This is a genomic window from Acidobacteriota bacterium, assembly GCA_028875725.1.
In the GTDB taxonomy this organism is placed as follows: Bacteria; Acidobacteriota; Thermoanaerobaculia; order Multivoradales; family Multivoraceae; genus Multivorans.
This window is the reverse complement of record JAPPCR010000006.1, coordinates 1,321,874-1,340,464: the sequence shown is the minus strand read 5'-3', so window position 1 is coordinate 1,340,464 and position 18,591 is coordinate 1,321,874. Positions and strand designations below refer to the sequence as shown.

Below are 18,591 nucleotides of genomic sequence, written 5' to 3'. Positions count from 1 at the left end.
CCTTCCCTCCTCTCCTTGAGGGTGAGCGTCCCCAGGGACCCCCTCCTCGCGCCCGGCTCGGGCGGGTGAAGCAACGGCGCCGCGGATACACTGCCGCCTTCGCCGCGGGAGGCACGGCAATGGACTTCGGCGTCTGCGTCGCCAGCAAGATCGACGACATCGGCTACATCGAGAAGGCGGAAGCCCTCGGCTACAGCCATGCCTGGGTGGCGGACAGCCAGATGATCTGGTCGGACTGCTACGCGGTGCTGGCGCTGGCAGCGGAACGGACCAGCCGGATCAAGCTGGGGACCGGGGTGGCGATCACCGGCACGCGGATCGCGCCGGTGACGGCGCACAGCATCGCGACGATCAACCGGCTGGCGCCAGGCCGCACCTTCCTGGGCATCGGCGCGGGGAACACGGCGCTCCGGCTGATGGGGCACCGCCCGGTCGGCGTCAGGGAGTTCGGCGAGTACCTGCGCGTGGTGCGGGCGCTACTCGACGGCGAGGAGGTTGATTTCACCTTCCGCGGGCGCAGCGAGCCGCTGCGCTTCCTGATGAAGGAACAGGGCTTCATCGCCACCGAACCGCGGATTCCGATGTACGTCTCCGGTTTCGGCCCGAAGAGCCAGGGTCTGGCCGGCGAAGTCGGTGACGGCCTCGTCATGTCGATCCCACCGAACGCCTCGCTGTTCGACCGCGCGATCGAGAACTGCCGCCGCGGCGCCGAGGCGGGCGGCCGGAGCTTCGACCGCGACGGCTTCTACACCTGTTCGCTCACCACCGCCGTGATTCTCGGGCCCGGCGAGGACCTGACCTCGCCGCGAGTGATCGAGGAGTGCGGTCCTTTCGTGCTCTCCGGCCTGCACTACCTCTACGACCAGCAGCATCAGTTCGACCGGGAGCCGCCGCCGCACGTGCGGCCGGTGTGGGACGAGTACTGCGCCCTGGTCGAACAGACGCCGGCGCGAGGACGCCACCTGCGCGTCCACGCGGGCCACTGCACCTACTCCCTGCCCGAAGAAGAGAGGTTCGTCACGCCGGACCTGATCCGCGCCTCCTGCCTTGTGGGTACGGCCGAGGACGTACGGGCCCAGGTCCGCACGCTCTCCGACGCCGGCCTGGACCAGCTCATGCTGCTGCCTTCCCTCGCCACCCAGGAACGGGTCATCCAGCAGTTCCACGACGAGGTCATGGCCCGTTCGTAGGGCCTCAGCCCGCATACGATCGCCTCATGCTTCTGCTGGTCCTTCCCTGGGACGCCGAGGCCGACGCGTCCGCCGAGTGGTGGTACCTCCGTCGATGGCTCGCCTCTGAGGCGCGCGCCGTGTTCGACGAGGTCGATGTCGTTTCGGAACTGCCGACCCAGGCACCTGACGGGCTGGAAGCGACCCTCGTCCTGAGGTCCTGCCGCGTCCTGATCGGCCGGGCCTCCCTGCGCCGGATGCGGGAGGAACTGACGCAGGCGCAAGACCGGGTCTCAGCCGTCTACGCCACCGACCTGACGACGACCGGGCCCGAAGCGGGCACCGACCTGTTCACCCTGGCCGACTTCGAGCAGGCCGAGGCCACCTGGCTGGCAGCCGACCGGACCGACGCGGCCACGCCTCCTTCCGGAGAAGGCGCCTTCCCGGCCGCCCTGCTTTCTCCAGCGGCCACCACGAGGTGCGCCTCGGGCGAACGGATACCCGGTCCCCACGCCGGCCTCTGTTACGAGTTCATCGACTACTACGGCGGCGAACGCGCCGATGTCCTGCCGCTTCTGCCGCCAGACCTCGGGCCCGAATCCTCCGTCCTGGAGGTCGGATGCGGCCGCGGTGCGACCGCGGCCCTCATCAAGGAGCGTTTCGGCTGCCGCACCGTCGGAATCGAACTGAATCCGGAAGCGGCGGTGGCGGCCGAGAGCCGGCTCGACCGGGTGATCCACGGCGACGTCCAGACCGTGGAACCTGGAGAGAAGTTCGACGCGATCGTCGCCTTCGAGCTGTTCGAGCACCTGACCGACGGGCAAACGTTCCTCGAACGCGCCGCCAGCTGGCTCCGTCCCGGCGGACGCATGGTGTTCTCGGTGCCGAACGTCGGACACTACTCGGTCGTGGAGGACCTCATTGCCGGACGCTGGGACTACATCCCGATGGGTCTGCTATGCGCCACGCACGTCCGCTTTTTTACCCGCCGCACGCTCGAGGACTGGCTGCACGCGGCCGGCTTCGACCGCTACCGGATCGACGCGCAGACGACTCCCCTGCCGCCCCGGATGGACGCGCTGCCGGAGTCGATGGCGCCCGACCGCGAGAGTCTGGCGACGGCCGGTTTCTACGTAGCGATCTTCTGTTGATCCGTCGGGTCGGCGCCGAAGGCCTGCATGAGCGCTTCACCGGTGCGGCGTTCCGTGTACGTCTCGGCGATCGCGCGCCCCGCCCTGCCGAGTCTCCGCCGCAGGTTCCGGTCTCGCCACAAGCGTTCCACCGCGGCTCGAAGCGCGTCCCCGTCGCCGAACGGGACCTTGATGGAGGCCCGGCCTTCCGGATCGAGGTCCCGGTGCGAGGGAATGTCCGTCAGAACGCAGGGACGGGCGCAGCCCATCGCTTCGAGCGCGAGCAGGCCGAAGCCCTCGAGAGGGGACGACGGTCCGACGCAGAGATCGACGCCCTGGATCAGCTCGGGAACTTCCCCCGGCGGCACGTGCCGACGGCGATCCGCCTCCGGCCAGAAGGCCAGCTCCTCCTCGTCCGCGTCGAGCGACAGGCGCACGATCTCGATCCCTCCGTCCGTACTCTCGAAGAGAGGCCTCAGCGCGCGCAGGCACCAGGCGACGCCCTTGACTTCCAGTGCCCAGTGCCCGCTGACGAGGATCCGCAGCCGGCCGTCGTCAACGCGCTCCCGTTCCGGTGGCCGGAACAGCTGCGGCTCGAAGGGCTGGGGTATCCACCGCGCTTCGACGCCGTGCCGATCGCGCAGGGTACGCACCAGATGCGGGGAGACGACCAGCTTCAACGCGGGCAGGTCGTAGGCCGCCCGCATCGCCTCGCGCCCTGCCGGCTCCAGCGTGTCGTGGCCCGGCTCGTACCCCTGGCAGAGGTGGCAGGCCATCCGCTCGCCGATCTTGACCGCCGCAGCGACCGTCGGGGCCAGCGTACCGACCGCCACCTCGACCCGGGGCAAAGAACGAGGTTCGAGCGCCGGAGCCTGCCGGTAGAAGGCCCGCGCGCCGTCGAACCAGTCCGGGCAGGGATCCGGCGAATGGACGGTGACCTCGACCCCCAACCGTCTCAAGGCCCGGGCGTGCTGGAAGACGACCTTGACGCCGCCGTAGAGGGCGGCGCCGGGCAGAAGATACGCGACTCTCAGGCCACGATCCCCAGCGGAGGCCGCGTCCGGTAGGCGCCGCGTGTGAAGTCGGGGAACTCCACCGGCTCGCTGCCTCGCGCCACCGAGAGTTCGCTCAGTTCAACCGGCGCCGAAAGCGCCGCCGCGTCGTAGACGTCCATGTCCATCGGCGCGCCCTCGAGGAGGCAGCGGATCAGCCGGTAGTCCTCGAGGTAGTCCATGCCGCCATGGCCGGCGCCCTCGGCATCGTCGGCCCGCTGCGCCCACAACGGATGCTCGAAGCGCTCCCGGTAGGGCTCGACATCGCTCCAGTCGTGACCCTCCGCTTCCCCCTCGATGAAGATCCGGTCCGGGAATCCCGCGAACACGCCGCGGGTACCCTGCACCAGGTTGAGCCGGCTGTACGGCCTGGGCGTCGTCGTGTCGTGCTGAAGCAGGATGCTCCGGCCGCGCCGCGTCCGGATCAGGCTCGAGTTCATGTCGCCCAGGGTGTAGCGAACCCTTGCGCGCGGATCGTCCGCGCCGAAGCGCTCCTTCGCGTAGAGCGCCAGCCCCTTCGCCGGGCTCGACAGCGACACGAGGTAGTCGAAGCAGTCGCCCCGGTTGATGTCCATGCACTGGGCCACCGGCCCGAGTCCGTGAGTCGGATAGAGGTTCGCGTTGCGCTCGACCGAGTGCTGCAGGCGCCAAAGACCCTCGTTCGCGTCCGAGAACTTGATCGACCGCAGGTCGTGGATGTAGGCGGCCTCGCCGTGGAGAAGGTCGCCCAGCAGGCCCTGGCGCACCATGTTCAGGACCATCATCTCGCTGCGGCCGTAGTTGCAGTTCTCCATCATCACGCAGTGCCGCGCGGTGCGTTCGGCGGTCTCGACCAGACGCCAGCAGCCCTCGAGCGTGATCGCGGCCGGTACCTCGACCGCCGTGTGCTTTTCGGTCTCCATCGCCTCGACGCAGACCGGCACGTGCCACCGCCAGGGCGTCGCGTTGAAGACGAGGTCGATGTCGTCGCGCTCGCAGAGGCGCTTGAAGTCGGTATCGCCCCGCGTGTAGAGCTCCGGCGGCTCGTTGTCCGCATCGACGACCCACGAGGCGACCTCCTCGGCCCGCGGTTCGTCGATGTCGCAGACCGCGACGACGTCGACGCCCTCGATGCGAAGGAAGTTCCGCACGTGGCTGCCGCCCTGGAGACCGACGCCGACGAAACCGATCCGCACGCGCTCGAGTGCCGGCGCGGCGAAACCGGCGCGGTATGCCTCGAGCGCCGCTTCGTCCGGCTGGCGAGCGGCCTCGGCCTCGTCGGCTTCCTGCCCGGCAGCGGCCCGGGCGCTAACCGCGGCGGCCGCGGCGGCAGGCCCAACCCAGGCCGCCTTCAGTAGTTCGCGGCGTCCCCAGAGGGGTGTCCACGCGGTCATGCCTCAGAGCGTACACCCGGGGCGGACAAGGCGGAGCCGGCCCTGCGGCCGGTTCCTGGCGCCGCCAAACCCGTCGCAGACCCCGTGTTTGGCCCCAGCCCCTACCGCCCTAGCACCTTGCACCGAGGGAACTCGCTTCGCTGCGTTCCCTCGGTGCAAGCTCCTAGAAGTCGAAGAAGTCGTCGTCGCTGCCGGTGAGGTAGGACGCTTCCTCGTCGAGCCAGGCCTGGAACTCTTCCTCAGTGTGCACGGTCAGGAAGCCCCGCATCGAGTAGTGGCTGTTGCCGCAGAGCTGGGCGCAGGCGATCTCGTAGACGTAGTCCGGATTGCCGGTCTCCTCGCGGATCTGGGCCGTCGTCTTGGTGGGAACGAACCAGACCGGAATCGAGATACCCGGGATGGTGTCCTGCTTGATCCGCATGTTCGGCAGGTTGAAGCTGTGGATCACGTCCTTGGACGACAGGTGGATGATCGCCGCCTTGTCGACCGGGAGGTGCAACTGGTTCACGGTCCAGATGTCGTCGGCGCCCGCCTCGCTGTCGCGGTCGAGACCGATCGGATTGGTCGCTTCGTCTATCAGTGACAGGTCCTGCGTGCCGAACTCGCCATCAGCCCCCGGGTACCAGACGTTCCACGCAAACTGCTGCGCCACGACCCGTACCACCGTCGCGTCCGACTCCGGCGGCACTTCGTCCACCCGTTCCGCCCACATGGGGATCGAGAAGCCGAGCAGGAGAATCCCCTCCGCGATCGCCACCGCGACCTCGCCGTAGGTGCTCATCTTGCTCTTGACGCCGACGTAGTCCGCCTTCGGGTTCCGACGCGCCCGGAAACGAATCAGCACGTATACGAAGAACGCGGCCCAGACGATGAAGAGCGCGAGCATCAGGTAGTGCACCGCGTCGATCATGGTGTCGATCCGGCCGGCGTGCTCCGACGCCGCCACCGGGAACATGGCATCCATCATGACTTGACAGGCTCCTCAACGGTGCTCCACCAGGGCGGCACCGGGTCGGTTCGCAGACGCCGGGCGCGGCGCCGGAGATAGAGAAAGAAGAGGACGAAGGCCCCCTGCATCACGAAGACAGCCGCCAGCAGGAACCAGACGCCGGCTCGCGCCGCGTCGATCATCGTCCCTTCGGCAGCCCCGTAGCAGACCGAGCAGGCCCAGGCCGCCGGTTCGGAGGCGAAGAGCCAGGCCGCCACGGCAACAGGAATCGTGCGGAACAGCTTCCGGCGGCGGGCCCACTCTTCCTCGGGGGTCGTGATCTTGCGCCAGAACCAGATGCCGTACCAGACGAGCGCCGCCGCGACCGCGAAGGACAGGACGGCGCCGACCGCGTACGCGCTCCCCTGCGCCAGACACCAGCCGCCGAAGAACAGCGCCAGGAGAACGGCGCTGCCGACGAAGACGATGTGGATGACCTTCAGATTCATGGCTCGATCAGCGAAGCTGTCAGTGAGCTTCGTGCGCCTCGACTTCCGCGAACTCTCCGACCTGATCGGCGACGGACGTCAGGAGCGGCAGCGCCATCAGGGCGATGAAGAACGCCACGGTCAGCGCCAGCGTCCAGTAGATGACCTTCTTCTCGTCGATCAGGTGCATGAAGAAGCAGGCGACCAGGGACGCCTTGACGCTGGCGATGAACAGACCGATGGTCAGGGCCACCGGCACCGAGACCTCCAGGTAGTACGCGCCGACCGTGGCGGCAGTGCCCACCATCAGCGCGCCGAACACCAGAAAGTAGATGCGGACCTGCTTGTCGATATCGACGTGTTCACTCATGGGATGCGACTAGCTCCAGGGTTGACCAGATACTCAGGGCTGCTGGCGTCCGCTACAGCAGGTAGAAGACGGGGAAGAGGAAGATCCAGACCAGGTCGACGAAGTGCCAGAACAGACCCGAGTGTTCGACCCGGTCGGTCAGCCACTGCCGGTTCGTGTGGAACAGCTTCGATCCCGGCCCGGTGAAGTAGGCGTTCCAGGCCATGCCACCGATCACGTGCAGGGCGTGGAGCCCGGTCATGGCGAAGTAGATGGCGAGGAAGGTGTTCGACTCGGGGTAGTGGTGGTGCTCGAACTTCGCCGTGTACTCGAAGTACTTGATCACCAGGAAGATGCCGCCGCAGCCGACGGTCAACCAGCCGAACACCTTGAACCGCCCCAACTGCCCGCGCATCAGCGACGCCCAGGCCATGACCATCGTCAGACTGGAGGCGATCAGCACGGCGGTATTGAGCGTCGCCAGCGGAATGTTGAGTTCCGCTTCCGCCTGCATCGCGGCCCAGTTGCCGTCCGACCCGATGCGCAGCATGATGAACGTGGCGAACAGCGCCCCGAACAGCATGACCTCCGAGGTCAGAAACAGCCAGATGCCGATCTTGCCGTTGTTGAGGCCGGTTTCGGGGTGGGCCTCTACCGTGTAGGGGATTTCCATCTCTTTGGGGTCCTCGAACGGTCAGGTGGAGGCCGGTTCGGCCTGTGGGACGTAGTCCTTGTCGCTACCGGGGACGCTGTACTCGTACGGTCCACGCGTGACCACGATCTCCTGATCGAAGTTCCCGTGCGGCGCCGGCGACGGCGCCAGCCACTCGACCGTGGTCGAGTTCCAGGGGTTGCGGCCGGCCTTCTCGCCGCTACGGATGCTCATGAAGAAGTTGATGATGAACGGAATCTGGGCCAGCGCCAGGCACCAGGCCGAGACCGACATCATGCGGTTGAGACCCGCGACCTCGCCGGCGAAGTCGTAGGTGATGCCGCCGTCCGCAAGCCGCCGCGAAACGCCGTTCAGGCCCTGGATCATCATCGGGAAGAAGACCCCGTTCATGAAGACGAGCGACGGCCAGAAGTGGAGTTGGCCCAGGAACTCGTTCATCTTGCGCCCCGTCACCTTGGGGAACCAGTAGTAGACGCCTGCGAACAGCGCGAACAGGGTTCCGGGCGCCACGACGTAGTGGAAATGGCCAATCACGTAGTAGGTGTCGTGGAGCGGGATGTCGGCCGCCGAGAGACCGAGCGGCAGCCCGGTCAGCCCTCCAATGCCGAACATCGGCAGGAAGCCGAGCGCGAACAGCATCGGCGTGTTGTAGCGGATGGAACCGCCCCACAGCGAGATGAACAGCGCGCTCAGGATGATGACCGACGGGATCGAGATGATCATCGTCGTCGTCTGGAAGAAGGTGGACATCACCGAGCCCATGCCCGTGATGAACATGTGGTGCGCCCAGACGATGAAGCTCATGAAACCGAGGAAGATCAGCGAGTAGACCATCGAGCGGTAGCCCCAGAGCGGCTTCCGGCTGTTGTTCGCGATCACCTCGGCGACGATCCCCATCGCCGGCAGGATGAGGACGTAGACCTCGGGGTGGGCCAGGAACCAGAACAGGTGCTGCCAGAGCAGCGGACTGCCGCCTCCGCTCCGGTCGACCACTTCGCCGCCGACCACCAGACCCTCCGGGATGAAGAAGCTCGTGTTCGCGACCCGGTCCATCAACTGCAGCACACCCGCGGCCTCGAGCGGAGGGAAGGCCAGCAGCAGGAGGAAGGCGGTCACGATCTGCGCCCAGCAGAAGAACGGCAGGCGCATCCAGGTCATCCCCGGCGCACGGAGCTGGATCGCCGTGGTGATGAAGTTGACCGCGCCCAGCAGAGACGACGTGATCAGGAAGATCATCCCGATCAGCCAGGCGGTCTGGCCGTTCAGCGCGATGTCGGCCAGCGGCGAGTAGGAGGTCCAGCCGTTACCCGCGGCGCCGTTCGGCAGGAAGAAGCTGGCGAACATCGTCACGCCGCCCATGAACAGGCACCAGTAGCTGATCATGTTGATCCGCGGGAAGGCCATGTCCGGGGCGCCGAGCTGCAACGGCATGACGAAGTTCCCGAAGCCGCCGACGGCGAGCGGCACGACGCCGAGGAACACCATGATCGTGCCGTGCATGGCGCCGAGCTCGTTGTAGAAGTCCGGCAGCATGATGCCGCCGGGCGCCCGGTTCTCGCCGAGGAGCGAACCGATCAAGGGGATCGGCTCGCCGGGGTAGGCGAGATTCCAGCGCATCACCATCATCAGGACGAACCCGAAGAAGAGAAACGCCAGACCCGTGACCGAGTACTGGACGCCGATCACCTTGTGATCGGTCGAGAAGATGTACTTCCGCCAGAAGCTCTGCTCGTGATGATGCTCGTCGTGTGCAGATGAAGCGTGAACGGGCTCCGCCATGGACGCCGCTCCTTTCTAGCTACTTGCTGAGGTTCCTCGTCTACTCCGGCTTGAACACGAAGTTCGCCGTCACGGTGCCGCTGTCGCCGACCTCGACGGTCTCGGAGTAGACCTTGAACCTCTCGAACTCATGCCGGGCCTCGATCGTGTAGGTGCCGGCAGGCACGTTCTCTATGCGGAAGGAGCCGTCGGCGCCCGACACCGCGTAGAACGGATGATCGACGACCGTCACCCAGGAAGTCATCCAGGGATGGACGTCGCACTTGATCCTGAAGCGCTCTGTCTTGTCGAAGCTGTAGTCGGCCTCGGTCACGCTGGCCGGCATCGCCCGGTTGAACGGAGGGTTGTCCTTGGACAGCGAGTGGACGTTGTGCAGCAGGCCGTCCGAGTTCTTCACCTTGAACTGCTGGCCGACCTGGATGCCCATGATGCGCGGCGTGTAGATGCAGCCGTTCTGGTCCATGACGACCGGCTGCGACGGCGCATCGAAGGACTTCCCTTCGAGGCCCTCGGTGATCACCAGGAAGACGTTGGCGAAGGCGCCGCCATCCCCGATCATGAAGGTCTGGTCGAGAACCGTGCCGCTGTGCTTCTCGGCGCACTTCGGGTCCGCGTCCATCCTCATCGGACGTTGCGGCGGTGTCCGTCCTTCGTACGTGACCTTGCCGACAATCGTGCCGCCGAGGGCAACCGAGGAGGAAGCCAGGGCGAAGGCGAGAAGAACGGCACAGACGCGGATCGTCTGCTTCGGAATCATGTCGATGCTCCTTGACAGGGGGAGTGTTGCAAGAGGTCCTGGAACGCTGCGCAGCGTAGCAAGGACCGGCGGGTGGAACAAGACGAACGGCTGACGGACGTGCGACCCCCGAGTGCTTCGGATGTTCTCGGCCTCAGATGTTCTCGAAGGCCAGGGACTCGACGAGCCGCGGATCCCCGGACGGCACCAGCGAGCCGCGGCCCAGGAGCCAGCCCGCGGTTGCCAGGAACAGGCCGCCAACGCCGAGAAGGGAGGTCACGTCGAGAAGGCTGAAGGTCATCTCCCGGTGCAGGTTCGGCATGACCAGCCAGAACAGGTCCCAGAGGTGCATGGCCAGCATCCAGACCGCGCCGATCAGCAGCAGGGTGCGATTGCGCTTGATCGTCCGGGGCATGAGGAAGAAGAACGGGACGGCGAAGTGGCCGATGGCCAGCAGCATGGTCGCGGACCGCCAGCTCGCCGGATTGAGGTCCGTGCCGTGCAGCCGGCTGAGGAACCAGTTCGTTTCCTCCGGGATGTTCGCGTACCAGATGAGGAAGAACTGGCTGAAGGCGATGTAGGCCCAGAACACGGTAAAGGCGAACAGCAGCTTGCCGAGATCGTGGAAGTGCTCGCCGGTGACCACGCCCCGGAAGTGGCCGGACCGTTCGAACGCCAGCGTGAAGACGGTCAGCGCCGCGAACGCCGAGACAACCGTGCCGGCGAAGAAGTAGACGCCGAACATCGTCGAGTACCAGTGCGGCTCGAGCGACATCAGCCAGTCGAAACCGGCGAAGGTCAACGTCACGGCGAAGAGGGCGACGGCGACGGGGCTGAATCGCGCCATTCGGCGGGAGAGCGCCTCGTCGGCGCTCTCGTCCTGCCGCCGCGACATGTTGCGGAAGTAGAAGGCCAACCCGCTCCAGACCGCGAAGTAGATCACCGTACGAATCCAGAAGCCGGTCTCGTTGAGCCAGGGCTCCTTGACCTGCAGCAAGCGGTCATGGGCCACCGCGTCGGCGTGGGTCCAGTGGAACAGGTCGTACATGCCCAGGGCCACGACCGGAACGAAGAGGACCGCCAGCACGGGCACCGTACAGGCCAGGTTCTCGGCCAGGCGGCGCACCACGACGCCCCAGCCGGCCTTCGTCGCGTGGTGAATCAGCACGAAGAACAGACAGCCGAGGCCGATGCAGAGGAAGAAGACGACGGCCACGAGCCAGGAGTGGAAGAACTGCTTCGTGCTCTCCTTGGAGCCCGTCGCCAGCACGATCGACACGGCGGTGAAGACGAGGCCGACCCCGCCCGCTATCAGGGGCAGGCGAGCCCAGCCGCTTCCCGGCCGGATGACCAACTGGTCCAGGCGAACGATGCGAGGCCCGTGAGCCATCAGGCGGCGCCTCCCCCGTCACCGTCTTCCGCCGGATCGTCGATCGGCACGTGCTCGACCTCGACCGCCCCGAGCCCGCTCAGGAACTCCGCGGTGTCCTGGTCGTCGTACTTGGGATCCCAGGCCTCGATGGCGATGAACAGCCCGTCGTCCGTGACGCGGGCGAAGTTCTCCGACCGGAACAGCGGATGGTGGTACGTCGGCAGCTTGTTGAAGGCGAACATGCCGAGTACCGCTCCCAGCGCCGCGCCGAGCACGCCCAGCTCGAAGGTCACCGGCACGAACGCGGGCCACGTGAACAGCGGCTTGCCGCTGATGATCAGCGGGTAGGCCTTGATGTGGACCCAGCTCTGCAGGGCGAAGCCCAGGCCGGCGCCGGAAAGCCCCGTGGCCAGCACGAGGAACGGCAGCCTGGACGGCTTCAGTCCCATCGCCTTCTCGAGTCCATGGACCGGGAACGGCGTCAGCGCGTCCCACTTCGAGTACCCGGCGTCGCGAACCGCCTCACAGGCACGGTAGAGCGCCTTGGCGGTCTCGAAGCGGGCCAGGACGCCGTAGTGGCTGTAGCCCGCCGCCGCTTCCGGCACGTCCAGGGTCATCAGGCCCATGTCAGGCGCCTCCCCCGCCGGCCGGCGCCGCCTGCGGCGAAGGCTCCACCCCCGACCCGGCGGGCACCACGCGCACGAGTTCCTCGCCCTGGTGCGGATCCGCCTCCGGCAGCACGGTCTTGACCTCCGCCGTGGCCACCATCGGCAGGAAGCGGGCGAACAGGCAGAACATCGTGAAGAACAGGCCGAAGCTGCCGATCAGCGACGCGAAGTCCCAGAACGTGGCCTGGTAGTAGTCCCAGTTCGCGGGCAGGAAGTCGCGGTGGAGCGACGAAGTGACGATCACGAAGCGCTCGAACCACATGCCGATGTTGATCAGGATGGACGAGATGAACAGCCAGCCGATGTGGTTGCGCATCTTCTTGAACCAGAACAGCTGCGGCGTGATCACGTTGCAGCTCACCATGATCCAGTAGGCCCAGGCGTACGGGCCCAGCGCCCGGTTGGCGAAGGCGAACTGCTCGTAGGGGTTGCCGCTGTACCAGGCGATGAACATCTCGATGCCGTAGGCGTAGCCGACCATGCAGCCCGTAAGCAGCATGATCTTGGCCATGTTCTCGAGGTGGCGCATCGTGATGATGTCCTCCATCCTGAACAGGACCCGGCAGATCAGCATCAGGGTCATGACCATCGCGAAGCCGGAGAAGATGGCGCCGGCGACGAAGTAGGGCGGGAAGATCGTCGTGTGCCAGCCGGGCAACTGGGCGGTGGCAAAGTCCATCGACACGACGGAGTGGACCGAGAGGACCAGCGGAGTCGCCAGGCCGGCGAGCATCAGGTAGGCCCGCTCGTAGTGGAGCCAGTTGCGGTGCGAACCGCGCCAGCCGAGAGCGAAAATGCCGTAGGCGATCTTGCGGATCCTGGTCTTGGCGCGGTCGCGGATCGTCGCCAGGTCCGGGATCAGGCCGACGTACCAGAACATCAGGGACACCGTGCCGTAGATCGACACCGCGAACACGTCCCAGATCAGCGGACTGCGGAAGTTCGGCCACATGTCCATCTGGTTCGGCAGCGGGAACATCCAGTAGGCGACCCACACACGGCCGACGTGGATGCCGGGAAACACCAGGGCGCACATGACCGCGAAGATCGTCATCGCCTCGGCGGCGCGGTTGATCGACGTCCGCCACTTCTGCCGGAACAGGAACAGGATGGCGGAGATCAGCGTGCCGGCGTGGCCGATGCCGACCCAGAAGACGAAGTTGACGATCGCGAAGCCCCAGTTGACCGGGTTGTTCAGACCCCAGATGCCGGTGCCCTCCCAGAACAGCCAGCCGATCGAAACCCCGAACAGGCCCAGCATCGCCAGCGACGGCAGGAAGAAGAACCACCAGCCGATCGGCGTCTTGCGCTCGACCGGCACCGCGACCGCTTCCGTCAGGGAACGGAAGTCGTAGCCGCCGACGATCAGCGGCGCACGTCCGGCGACGGGCTCGTGCGTATTGTCCTGACTCTGTGCCATCGAGGGCGAAGAAGTAGGGCGGCGGTTGCCCTCAGGGGCTCAGCCGGGCCACGAATCGCGCGGAAGCTAACACCGGCCCCTATCCGGGTCAAGGAAACGCGCCGAACCGTCGCGAAGGACCCGTAGAATGGACGCATGACCTGTCCACTGACTCCATCGCTTCGCCCGGCTCTCGCGGCGGTTCTCATCCTGCCCTTCCTCGCACTCCCCGGCTGCGGCGACGCCGCGTCCGACGGAACCGGCGGCGGCGGCCCGCCGGCGGCTGAAGCGCCGCCCGCCGAACCCCTGGGCACGAGCACGATCGCGGGCGCCGTCCGCTTCGACGGCGACGTGCCGGAACTGCGGCCGCTCAACATGGACGCGGACCCGGCCTGCGCCGCCAAGTACTCCGGGCCCGTCTACCCGGAGATCCTCGCGGTCGACGAACAGGCCGGCCTGGCCAACGTCCTCGTCTACGTCGCCGACAACCTTCCGGAAGGGCCCTACCCGCCGGCGGAGCCGCCCGTCATCGATCAGCAGGGTTGCCGCTACACGCCCCGCGTCGCCGGCATCATGGTGGGCCAGGAACTCAAGGTGCTGAACTCCGACGAGCTGCTCCACAACGTCCACTCGCTGTCCGAGGTCAACCGCCCCTTCAACCGGGCCATGCCGGCCGCCATCAGGCAGGCCACCTTCTCGTTCACGGACGAGGAACCCGCATTCCGGATCAAGTGCGACGTCCACCCGTGGATGTCGAGCTACCTCGCCGTCTTCAACCACCCCTACTTCGCCGTCACCGGACCGGACGGCACCTTCGAGATTCCCGGACTCCCGGCGGGCACCTACACCATCGAAGCCTGGCACGAACGCCTCGGCAGCCAACGCTCCGGAGTCACCCTCCTCGACGGCCTGACCGCCATGGTCGATCTCGCGTTCACCCTTCCGGAGTAGAGCCGCCAAACCGCTCGCGGGCTCGCTGTTTGGCCCCAGCCCCCACCTCGCCAGGAGGCTTCACGACAGAACTCACTTCGTGTCGTTTCTGTCGCGCTGCCTCCTGGCCAGCGTCCGCCATAGCTCGGCGAGGGCGTCGTCCGGATCGTCGACCTTGATCGTGGTCATGCCGAGCGCCCGGGCGCTCTTCAGGTTCGACCCGATGTCGTCCAGGAACACCGCCTCGCGCGGTTCGATCCCGAGCCGGCCACAGGCCAGGCGGTAGATCTCCGGATCCGGCTTGCGCAGGCCGACGACGCTCGATTCGACGTAGTCATCGAAGAGTTCGCGTACCTCGGCCCGCATCGCCGCCTCCTCGGCGCTCGCGGGTTCCCGTTCCTCCTCGCTGACCCAGTTGTTCGTCAGCGCCGCCACCGTGTAGCCGCGGGCGCGCAGACGCCGCAGGGCGTCGACCATCTGCGGCCTGGGCTTCGACTCCTCGGCTATCGCCGCCATCATCTCCTCGGCCGAGAAGCGCTCGGCCACCGACGGATCGGCCGCCCTTACATCGTCGTCCAAGGCGGCGAAGAACCCCGGCCCCATGACCAGCTCGCCGCGCTCCAGCCGCTGCCAGGATCCTCCCGGCCCGGCCGCGACGACCAGGTGGTTGACGAAGTTCTCCTCGATCCCGTTCGCCTGTTCGTAGCGCCGGATGGCGTGCAACGGCGAACCGAAGACGACTCCCCCCAGGTCGAAGATGACTGCCCGATAGTCCATGAACCCGTTTCTCCCGTTCTCTATCTCCGCAATGTGGCCGGCAGCGGCACTGGCCCCGCCGGCGCGACGTTCGAGGCGATGAACTGCTCCTGGTGCCAGCGATAGTCCAGGATGTGGATGCGGGGATCGACGGCGTCGTAGCCCCCGTCGCCGCGGCGGCGTAGCACGCGGTAGTGGAGGTTCGGCTCCACGCTCCATCCCGTCGCCCCGACCGTGCCGATGCGCTGTCCCCGGCTGACCGCCTCGCCTGCCCGGACTTCCGTCGTATCCAGGTGTCCGAACAGGGTGATGAAGCGGTCGCCATGCCGGATTCCGACGATGCGCCCGTAGCGAATCCAGGTACGACCCAAAGCTGCGCCCCGCCCCGCATAGGTCACCCGACCGGCCGCCGTGGCCAGGACCGGAGCGCCGGCGGAAGCCGCGAGATCGATGCCGTAGTGGAACTCCTCGGCGCCCGTGACCCGGTTCCTCGTCTGGCCGAACGGAGCGACGAGAACGAAGTCGTCGCCCCGCAGCGGAACCGCGGACGGCGTCAGCTCGACGAGTTCGGGGTCGGCCTGCTCAACCTCTATCGCCGCCTGCAAGCGGCCCTCGATGCGTCCGGTCACCCGTTCCACGTCCTCCTCGACACCTGACTCGATCAGCACCACCTGGCCCTGCCGCAGGGTCAGCGCGGGTTCCTCCAGGACCTCGACGGCCTCGCCGCACCCTTCGTTCGCAGGCGCCCCGACGCCGTAGGCCAGGACGATCTTGCATAGTCGACTGTCCAGCTCCGACGCCAACTGGCGAACCTCCGAATAGCGTTCGGCCAGCGCCTCGAAGCGAGCCGCCAGTCGCCGGTGTTCCTCGAACACCTCGACCTGCTCGGCCTTCGAGAACTGCGAACGGACCACGATCGGCGCGATCAGGGCGGCGTTGACGACGAGAGAAGAAACGAGGATCAAGGCCGCCAGCGCAAGCTGGAGCCTCGCGGTGGTGACCTCGAGGTAGCGCACGCGCCCTTGCGGGCCGTGGATCTGAAGGGCCCCGAGGCGGACGCTGCCGTCGACTGAGGACTCAGGCATCGAAACGACCCGCCCCGCTGCCTGCCAGACGGCCGAACACGGCGCCCGCGGTCAGTCCGGAACCGCCCGGGTAGTTGTCGTAGAACAGGCCGCCGACGAGTTCGCCTGCCGCGAACAGACCCGGGATCGGCCGTCCATCGCGGTCGAGCACCCTGGCGCGCCGATCGACCGACAGGCCCCCGAAGGTGAAGGTGATGCCGCAGGTCACGGCGAAGGCCTCGAACGGCGGCGCCTCGAGCGCGTTGGCCCAGTTCGACTTGTTCAGGGCGAGACCGCGGGTCGCGCGGCCATCGCGGACGCTGGGGTCGAAACGCACTTCCCGACGCACCGCGGCGTTGAACTCGCCGACCGTCCGCAGGAACGCCGAGGCATCCACGCCGTCAAGTCTCGCGGCGAGTTCCGGCAGCGAGTCTGCCTCGACACGGGTCGCGTGCGGCTTCCGGTACTCGTCCCGCAGCAGGTGAGCCACCTGCGCGTCGAACACCTGCCAGGCGAAGCGGCCCGGCTGCTCCAGCACCTCGCGGCCGTACCTGGCGTAGGTGTAGTTCCGGAAGTCCGCCCCCTCGTCGAGAAACCGCTCTCCCCTCGCGTTGACGACGATGCCGAGCGGATAGCTGTGTTTCTGGTAGCGGTGGCGAACCTCGAGGTTGCCGACCTCGGGCGCGTTCAGATCCCAGGCCACGGCATGGCAGCCGGACCACTGCCCGGCCCGTCCGGCGCCCGCTTCGAGGGCCATGCGGATGCCATCCCCCGTGTTGAAGCGGCTGCCCCGGACCTTGGCCTCCTCCCAGCCTTCGCCGAGGTGGCGGCGCCGCCAGTCGCCGTTCGCCTCGAAGCCGCCGCTGGCGAGGACCACGCCGTCGGCTTCCAGGATCCTCAGACCGGATGCCTCCGAGACCTCGACGCCGCACGCGGCGCCCTCCTCCAGCCGCAGGCTGACCGCCCGGCATCCGTAACGCGTCTCGATTCCCGCCTTCTCCGCCGCCCGCTCGAGGGCCGCCACCAGCCCCGGGCCGCCTCCCCGTGCCTGCAGCGTCAGACCGCCCCAGAAACGCCGCTTGCCGTCGATCTCGAACGCCTGACCCGCGTATAGGGGAACGAACTCGACCCCCCGGCCGCGCATCCACCGCAGCGTCCGTCGGCTCTCCCCCACCAGAGTCTCGACCAGTTCCGGGTTCGCCTGACCGCCGCCGGTCCGTTCGAGATCCTCGATGAAGCGCCGCGCCGGGTACGTTCCGAAATCGCTGGACTCGACGTCCTCCTCGGTCAGACCGCCGGCTACCTCGCGCAGATCGTCGAGGCCGCCGTAGGCAAAGCGCATCGCCGCCATCGTGAAGCGGCTGTTTCCTCCGCGTTCGGCCCGCGGCGCGCGCTCCAGCACGGTCACCGACGCGCCTTCATCCCGGGCAGCGAGGGCGGCGCAAAGCGCCGCGTTCCCGGCGCCGACCACGACGACACGCCGCTTGAGTGCTGCTCGTTCTTCCATCAACCCGCCTCTCTCGGCGCCGAACCCGGGTAGCGTAGCCGCCCGAAACCTGAGGGGATACTCACCATGAACGACTCGGACAGCAAGAACGACATCGCGCGCGGCGGTACCCGCTTCGCCGGCAAGGTCGCGGTCGTGACCGGCGCCGCCGGCGGCTTCGGCCGTGCCGTCGCGCGCAGGTTCGCCGAAGAGGGCGCGGCCGTCGCGCTCGCGGACATCGACTCACGCAAGGGGAAACGGACGACAGCCCAGCTCGCCGGACGCGGCGCCCAGGTTCTCTTCGAGACGGTCGACGTCTCGCAAGGCGACGACCTGCGGCGGCTGATGGAACGGGCCTGCGGCGCGTTCGGCGGCATCGACATCCTCGTCAACAACGCGGGCTACTGCCACCGGGCGAAGCCGCTCTGGAAACTCGCCGAAATCGACTACGACCGGGTCTTCGCGGTGAACACGAAGAGCGTCTACCTGGGCGTGGTGCACGGCGTGCCGCGGCTGCTCGAACGCGGAGGCGGCGTCATCGTGAATACCGCCTCGATCGGCGCTCTCCGCCCCCGGCCACTGATCACCGCCTACAACGCCACGAAGGGAGCGGTGATCACCCTGACTCGGGGGCTGGCGACCGAACTCGCGCCTCATGGCATCCGCGTGAACGCCGTCAACCCCGTCGCCGCCGACACCGATTTCATGAAGGGCCCCTCCGGGGGGCGGAAGCTGGACGACGCAGGACGGGAGGTCCTTCAGAAGACGATTCCATTGGGCCGGCTCGCCGAACCGGCCGATGTCGCCTCCGCCGTCGCGTACCTCGCCTCCGACGACGCCGCCTTTCTCACCGGCGTCTGCCTCGACGGCGGCGTCATCGTGAATACCGCCTCGATCGGCGCTCTCCGCCCCCGGCCACTGATCACCGCCTACAACGCCACGAAGGGAGCGGTGATCACCCTGACTCGGGGGCTGGCGACCGAACTCGCGCCTCATGGCATCCGCGTGAACGCCGTCAACCCCGTCGCCGCCGACACCGATTTCATGAAGGGCCCCTCCGGGGGGCGGAAGCTGGACGACGCAGGACGGGAGGTCCTTCAGAAGACGATTCCATTGGGCCGGCTCGCCGAACCGGCCGATGTCGCCTCCGCCGTCGCGTACCTCGCCTCCGACGACGCCGCCTTTCTCACCGGCGTCTGCCTCGACGTCGATGGAGGCCGGAGCATCGGCTAGCCGAAA

The 18,591-nt window shown here is 67.4% G+C and carries 18 protein-coding genes; 4 read left to right on the top strand and 14 right to left on the bottom strand.

Translation table 11 applies throughout. From position 1 onward, the window contains the following. The first annotated feature begins 119 nt into the window (after positions 1-119). Positions 120-1,190 carry an LLM class flavin-dependent oxidoreductase gene (locus OXI49_07430; GenBank protein ID MDE2690333.1) on the top strand — a complete coding sequence of 357 codons (1,071 nt, stop codon included), beginning with the start codon at positions 120-122 and terminating at the stop codon, positions 1,188-1,190. 26 nt (positions 1,191-1,216) lie between these two features. After that, on the top strand, positions 1,217-2,320 hold the full coding sequence (locus tag OXI49_07425) for a class I SAM-dependent methyltransferase (GenBank protein MDE2690332.1): 1,104 nt from the start codon (positions 1,217-1,219) through the stop codon (positions 2,318-2,320). Here OXI49_07425 and OXI49_07420 read toward each other — a convergent pair. The 11 genes from OXI49_07420 to nrfD form a co-directional block, all read right to left on the bottom strand. Then, positions 2,299-3,258 carry a glycosyltransferase family 4 protein gene (locus OXI49_07420; protein ID MDE2690331.1) on the bottom strand — a complete coding sequence of 320 codons (960 nt, stop codon included), beginning with the start codon at positions 3,256-3,258 and terminating at the stop codon, positions 2,299-2,301. The genes OXI49_07425 and OXI49_07420 overlap by 22 nt on opposite strands. Before the next feature lie 71 nt (positions 3,259-3,329). Beyond that, complete coding sequence (locus OXI49_07415; GenBank protein MDE2690330.1) at positions 3,330-4,724, bottom strand: Gfo/Idh/MocA family oxidoreductase; 1,395 nt, start codon at positions 4,722-4,724, stop codon at positions 3,330-3,332. A gap of 163 nt (positions 4,725-4,887) precedes the next feature. Continuing rightward, positions 4,888-5,691 (bottom strand): hypothetical protein, encoded by an 804-nt coding sequence (locus tag OXI49_07410; GenBank protein MDE2690329.1) that lies wholly within the window; start codon positions 5,689-5,691, stop codon positions 4,888-4,890. Then, a complete protein-coding gene (locus OXI49_07405; GenBank protein MDE2690328.1) occupies positions 5,688-6,161 on the bottom strand; it encodes a hypothetical protein in 474 nt (157 codons plus the stop codon). The genes OXI49_07410 and OXI49_07405 overlap by 4 nt, the downstream gene beginning before the upstream one ends. Positions 6,162-6,180: 19 nt before the next feature. Further along, positions 6,181-6,510, bottom strand: coding sequence for a cytochrome C oxidase subunit IV family protein (locus OXI49_07400; protein MDE2690327.1), 330 nt, complete (start codon positions 6,508-6,510; stop codon positions 6,181-6,183). A 52-nt stretch (positions 6,511-6,562) separates the two neighbouring features. After that, a complete protein-coding gene (locus OXI49_07395; GenBank protein ID MDE2690326.1) occupies positions 6,563-7,162 on the bottom strand; it encodes a cytochrome c oxidase subunit 3 in 600 nt (199 codons plus the stop codon). 21 nt (positions 7,163-7,183) lie between these two features. Continuing rightward, the gene (locus OXI49_07390; GenBank protein MDE2690325.1) at positions 7,184-8,941 is read right to left on the bottom strand and encodes a cbb3-type cytochrome c oxidase subunit I; all 1,758 of its coding nucleotides are present in this window, start codon (positions 8,939-8,941) and stop codon (positions 7,184-7,186) included. Positions 8,942-8,981: 40 nt separating this feature from the next. Then, positions 8,982-9,698, bottom strand: a complete 717-nt coding sequence (locus OXI49_07385; GenBank protein MDE2690324.1) for a carboxypeptidase regulatory-like domain-containing protein — start codon at positions 9,696-9,698, stop codon at positions 8,982-8,984. A gap of 133 nt (positions 9,699-9,831) precedes the next feature. Further along, positions 9,832-11,067, bottom strand: a complete 1,236-nt coding sequence (locus OXI49_07380) for a quinol:cytochrome C oxidoreductase (protein MDE2690323.1) — start codon at positions 11,065-11,067, stop codon at positions 9,832-9,834. Further along, positions 11,067-11,675: a DUF3341 domain-containing protein gene (locus tag OXI49_07375; protein MDE2690322.1), complete on the bottom strand. Its 609-nt coding sequence runs from the start codon at positions 11,673-11,675 to the stop codon at positions 11,067-11,069. The genes OXI49_07380 and OXI49_07375 overlap by 1 nt, the downstream gene beginning before the upstream one ends. Position 11,676: 1 nt before the next feature. Next, complete coding sequence (nrfD, locus tag OXI49_07370; GenBank protein MDE2690321.1) at positions 11,677-13,137, bottom strand: polysulfide reductase NrfD; 1,461 nt, start codon at positions 13,135-13,137, stop codon at positions 11,677-11,679. Positions 13,138-13,272: 135 nt separating this feature from the next. On the opposite strand from nrfD, the gene OXI49_07365 reads away from it, so the two are divergent. Beyond that, on the top strand, positions 13,273-14,067 hold the full coding sequence (locus tag OXI49_07365; GenBank protein ID MDE2690320.1) for a carboxypeptidase regulatory-like domain-containing protein: 795 nt from the start codon (positions 13,273-13,275) through the stop codon (positions 14,065-14,067). A gap of 72 nt (positions 14,068-14,139) precedes the next feature. Here OXI49_07365 and OXI49_07360 read toward each other — a convergent pair whose 3' ends face one another. From OXI49_07360 to tcuA, 3 genes are read right to left on the bottom strand one after another with little or no spacing between them, the layout of a single operon-like run. Then, positions 14,140-14,823, bottom strand: coding sequence for an HAD family phosphatase (locus OXI49_07360; GenBank protein MDE2690319.1), 684 nt, complete (start codon positions 14,821-14,823; stop codon positions 14,140-14,142). A 20-nt stretch (positions 14,824-14,843) separates the two neighbouring features. After that, entirely contained in the window at positions 14,844-15,887 is a 1,044-nt protein-coding gene (locus OXI49_07355; GenBank protein ID MDE2690318.1) for a M23 family metallopeptidase, read from the bottom strand. After that, positions 15,880-17,373: an FAD-dependent tricarballylate dehydrogenase TcuA gene (gene tcuA, locus OXI49_07350; GenBank protein ID MDE2690317.1), complete on the bottom strand. Its 1,494-nt coding sequence runs from the start codon at positions 17,371-17,373 to the stop codon at positions 15,880-15,882. Before tcuA ends, OXI49_07355 begins: the two co-directional genes overlap by 8 nt. 66 nt (positions 17,374-17,439) lie before the next feature. Between tcuA and OXI49_07345 the strand changes: the two genes are divergently transcribed. Beyond that, positions 17,440-18,585, top strand: coding sequence for a glucose 1-dehydrogenase (locus tag OXI49_07345; GenBank protein MDE2690316.1), 1,146 nt, complete (start codon positions 17,440-17,442; stop codon positions 18,583-18,585). Positions 18,586-18,591: the final 6 nt, after the last annotated feature.

What these genes read in the sequence shown, in the direction of transcription:
- nrfD (MDE2690321.1), bottom strand. Translation starts at nt 13,137, where the DNA reads ATGGCACAGAGTCAGGACAATACGCACGAGCCCGTCGCCGGACGTGCG.
- OXI49_07365 (MDE2690320.1), top strand. Translation starts at nt 13,273, where the DNA reads ATGACCTGTCCACTGACTCCATCGCTTCGCCCGGCTCTCGCGGCGGTT.
- OXI49_07395 (MDE2690326.1), bottom strand. Translation starts at nt 7,162, where the DNA reads ATGGAAATCCCCTACACGGTAGAGGCCCACCCCGAAACCGGCCTCAAC.
- OXI49_07345 (MDE2690316.1), top strand. Translation starts at nt 17,440, where the DNA reads ATGAACGACTCGGACAGCAAGAACGACATCGCGCGCGGCGGTACCCGC.
- OXI49_07415 (MDE2690330.1), bottom strand. Translation starts at nt 4,724, where the DNA reads ATGACCGCGTGGACACCCCTCTGGGGACGCCGCGAACTACTGAAGGCG.
- OXI49_07360 (MDE2690319.1), bottom strand. Translation starts at nt 14,823, where the DNA reads ATGGACTATCGGGCAGTCATCTTCGACCTGGGGGGAGTCGTCTTCGGT.
- OXI49_07425 (MDE2690332.1), top strand. Translation starts at nt 1,217, where the DNA reads ATGCTTCTGCTGGTCCTTCCCTGGGACGCCGAGGCCGACGCGTCCGCC.
- OXI49_07410 (MDE2690329.1), bottom strand. Translation starts at nt 5,691, where the DNA reads ATGATGGATGCCATGTTCCCGGTGGCGGCGTCGGAGCACGCCGGCCGG.
- OXI49_07385 (MDE2690324.1), bottom strand. Translation starts at nt 9,698, where the DNA reads ATGATTCCGAAGCAGACGATCCGCGTCTGTGCCGTTCTTCTCGCCTTC.
- OXI49_07390 (MDE2690325.1), bottom strand. Translation starts at nt 8,941, where the DNA reads ATGGCGGAGCCCGTTCACGCTTCATCTGCACACGACGAGCATCATCAC.
- OXI49_07405 (MDE2690328.1), bottom strand. Translation starts at nt 6,161, where the DNA reads ATGAATCTGAAGGTCATCCACATCGTCTTCGTCGGCAGCGCCGTTCTC.
- tcuA (MDE2690317.1), bottom strand. Translation starts at nt 17,373, where the DNA reads ATGGAAGAACGAGCAGCACTCAAGCGGCGTGTCGTCGTGGTCGGCGCC.
- OXI49_07380 (MDE2690323.1), bottom strand. Translation starts at nt 11,067, where the DNA reads ATGGCTCACGGGCCTCGCATCGTTCGCCTGGACCAGTTGGTCATCCGG.
- OXI49_07375 (MDE2690322.1), bottom strand. Translation starts at nt 11,675, where the DNA reads ATGGGCCTGATGACCCTGGACGTGCCGGAAGCGGCGGCGGGCTACAGC.
- OXI49_07430 (MDE2690333.1), top strand. Translation starts at nt 120, where the DNA reads ATGGACTTCGGCGTCTGCGTCGCCAGCAAGATCGACGACATCGGCTAC.
- OXI49_07400 (MDE2690327.1), bottom strand. Translation starts at nt 6,510, where the DNA reads ATGAGTGAACACGTCGATATCGACAAGCAGGTCCGCATCTACTTTCTG.
- OXI49_07355 (MDE2690318.1), bottom strand. Translation starts at nt 15,887, where the DNA reads ATGCCTGAGTCCTCAGTCGACGGCAGCGTCCGCCTCGGGGCCCTTCAG.